The sequence below is a fragment of the Thermovirga sp. genome (assembly GCA_012523215.1).
In the GTDB taxonomy this organism is placed as follows: Bacteria; Synergistota; Synergistia; order Synergistales; family Thermovirgaceae; genus 58-81.
Window position 1 is genome coordinate 1 of the sequence record JAAYIZ010000050.1, and the last position, 3164, is coordinate 3164.

A 3164-nucleotide genomic window follows, 5' to 3' on the forward strand; every position below is an offset into this window, starting at 1 on the left:
CTTTCCTTCTCCGACATGAAAGCCGAGTGGAAGAGGGCCGTCATCTCCGGTAAAGGCAAGATATCGAACCTGACTTCCGACAAAAGGACGGGAGACATCGCGATACTTGCCTCGAATCTAGACCCTGCTTTCTTCTCTACCTTCTACCCGCCCGTATCCGGATATCGCCTGAAAGGAGAAATGGCTGTAGAGGCCGAGGTCAAGGGCCCTCTATCGAGGCCCTCTGTCCATGTCAGCCTTCTTTCCAGGGCGCTCTCGCTCATGGACGATTACAGCTTTACGAACCTGAGGGCCGGTACGGACATCTCCGACCTCAAGGCAGGGGTCCCCTCCGATCTGCGCCTGGATATCAGCGCTGATTCCGCCTCGATAGCGGGAACCATGATCCAGGCGTTGAAAGTGGAGCTCGAGAAAAAGGCGAAGGTCATAACGATAAGACAGGGGAACGCTTTGATGGGCGCGGGGACCCTTACGGCAGGCGGGAGCGTCACCCTGGAGGACCCCTTGGAAAAGACGGCCCTTAACCTGGCCGTGAAGGCCTCGAACATCGACCTCGAAAAGATGACCCTCAAGGGGGGGGCGAAGCTCCCGCTGGCTGGCATCCTTACGGGCGATGCCGTCGCTAACGGGGTTTTCGAAAACCCGAAGCTCTCGATAAACGCCACAGCGCCCTTCATCGCTGCCGCGGGCCTCAAGGTGGACGGCGTAAAGGTCAAGATCTCCGGGGACACAACCAGCATGAGGATAGAAGACCTTTCCGGCAAGGTGGGAAACGGTTCAATGTCGGTCACAGGTGACGTCCGGCTGACGCCCTTTGCCTCCGATCTGGAAATCAACGGCAAGAGCCTGGAGCTGAATCCCCTCCTCTCGAGATTCGAGAAACTCAAGCCCCTGAATATCACCGGGAAAGCCGACTTGGAGTTCCAGGGCCGTTTCGGTAAAGGAGGAAATAGCGGTTCCGGCAAGGCCACTTCAGCCTCGGTCCGGGTCATGGGAATGGAGATAACCAATATAGTCCTTCCCTTGGCGCTGGACGGGGAAAGGCTGACTTCACCCGACGGGGCGGGACGGCTCTACGGGGGGAAGATACTGAACGATTTCGCGCTGAATCTGTCGGGCATGACTTTCTACGACGAGGTAGAGATTAAGGACACCGATGTGGACGCGCTCCTGAAGGAAGCTTTCAATCTGCAGGGGCACATCACCGGCAGGGCCGAACTTTTCGCGAAGCTGAACGGAAGCCTCGGCGAGCAGTTGAAATATACGGGCAAGGGACTTCTCAAGACGGGTCAGGGACAGATCTCGGGGTTCAAACTGGTCGACCTGATGGCCGCTGTCCATCGCTCCAAGGGACTACAGTTCGCCTCGGTCTACGCCCCCTTCGACCTCCAGACGGGGAAACTGATCCTGGCCAAGGACACCCTGGTCAGGGCGCCGCAGGGGGATCCCCTGTACGAATTCCTGGCCGCGTCGGGAGGCGTGGGACCGGACAGGAAGCTCAACCTGGCCTGCAACGGCAAAATAAACATAAAGGTCATCAATGCCCTCCTCGGAGGGGCCACCGGTGGACTGGGCGGCCTGGCTTCCACCCAGAACCTTGCCGGGATCCTGACAGGCGTGTTGGAAGGTGCGGGTTCAAGCCTTCGGGATGACGACTTCAGGGACGTGAGCTTCAGCCTCGGCGGCACTTTTGACAAACCCTCCCTATCCAACATCAAGGTGGCGCCGGGGGAAAAGAAGGTGACAGCCGCCGAAGAACCTGCCGATGCGGAAGAAACCCCGCTTCCTCAAAAGATTCTGGAACAGGTGATCCCCGGGGTGAAACCCCAAGATCAACCCCCCGGCGGGTCAACAGCCCCTTCAGGGGAAGAGCCGAGCCTGAAGGACAAAATTCTTCAGCAGGTCATACCCGGCGCCAAGCCCGAATCCAAGGCCCCGGTTCAGCTCCCCGTGAAAAGGCCGGCCCCCGTCACTACGGCCGCTCCGGCACCAAAACCGGTGGAGGAGAAGCCCGAACCGGCAAAGCAACCGATCGGAGGGGTTGAGCAAGAGCAACAGCCCGCCCCTGCCGAACCACCGAAAGTGGAGGCGACTTCAGAACAAGAGCCCAATTTAGAAACCCTTGGGAAAAAGGGGGAAGCGGACAGCACGCTGACAAAGGCTGGCGAAGGGACAGGCACTCCGGTGGAACCTGAAGAGCCGCCCCCTGGACCCGCGAAGGCGCCAAAGGTCAAAACCTTTAGGAAACCCGCCATCCCCGTCGCGACCTCGTCGGACCAGCCAGTGGAGATATCCTTAGAACCTGGCGGCGAGGTATCCGCCGGGGATACAACCGGTGAGAAGTCGATTCCGGGAGCCGATGACGGGGAGGCTCCGCCGGAGGAATAGGCGACCTGATCCCTTTTTCACTTCAAGGACAAAGGGGAGACCCTGTAGGGTCTCCCCTTTTGGATATTCCGATTCCTCCTAGACCTTGGTTTTTCACTATCAGGAATTGGCTATCCCGATGCCGAAATCCTTTGCCCACTCAAGAGCCTTGCGGAATTCCTCCACCGTGATCCGTCGGGCTATTTCGGTGTACCGGAAGGCTTCATGCTCGGGTCTGTACTGGGCCATTATATTCACGAAACTGCCGGGAGAGATCTCTTCGGCGATGAAGCGCAGAACATCCCTGGAACCGGCGGCCCCGCCGGGGAGCACCAAATGCCTGATGATGAGGCCCCGCCTTGCTATCCCCCGCTCGTCAACTTCGAGATCTCCAACCTGCCGATGCATCTCAGACAGCGCAGCCCTGGCGAATTCGGGGTAATCTTCCGACCCGGAGGAATACCGGGCCGCCTTTCGGGGGTCCCAGTACTTGAAATCGGGCATGTAGATATCGATGATCCCGTCCAGGAGCTGCAGTATCTCCGGCTTTTCGTAACCGGAGGTATTGTAGACCAGGGGCAGCCTGAAACCCATTGGAACGGCCAAAACCAGGGCCTCCAGGATGCCGGGCAGGTAGTGGGTCGGGGTGACGAGGTTGACGTTGTGGCAACCCGACTCCTGGAGCTTCATCATCATCTCCGCTAAGCCTTGACAGGTTAAATACTCGCCGTCGCCCCTGAAGCTGATCCGGTGGTTCTGGCAATAGAGGCATCTCAAGCCGCAGTGGGAGAAAAATA

At 58.8% G+C, this 3164-nt stretch carries 2 protein-coding genes; one reads left to right on the forward strand and one right to left on the reverse strand.

What is annotated here, in order from left to right:
• The coding region (locus tag GX108_01665) for a DUF748 domain-containing protein (GenBank protein ID NLO55753.1) at window positions 1–2388 on the forward strand (2388 nt) is incomplete at its 5' end.
• A 99-nt stretch (window positions 2389–2487) separates the two neighbouring features.
• Here GX108_01665 and GX108_01670 read toward each other — a convergent pair.
• The coding region (locus GX108_01670; GenBank protein NLO55754.1) for a radical SAM protein at window positions 2488–3164 on the reverse strand (677 nt) is incomplete at its 5' end.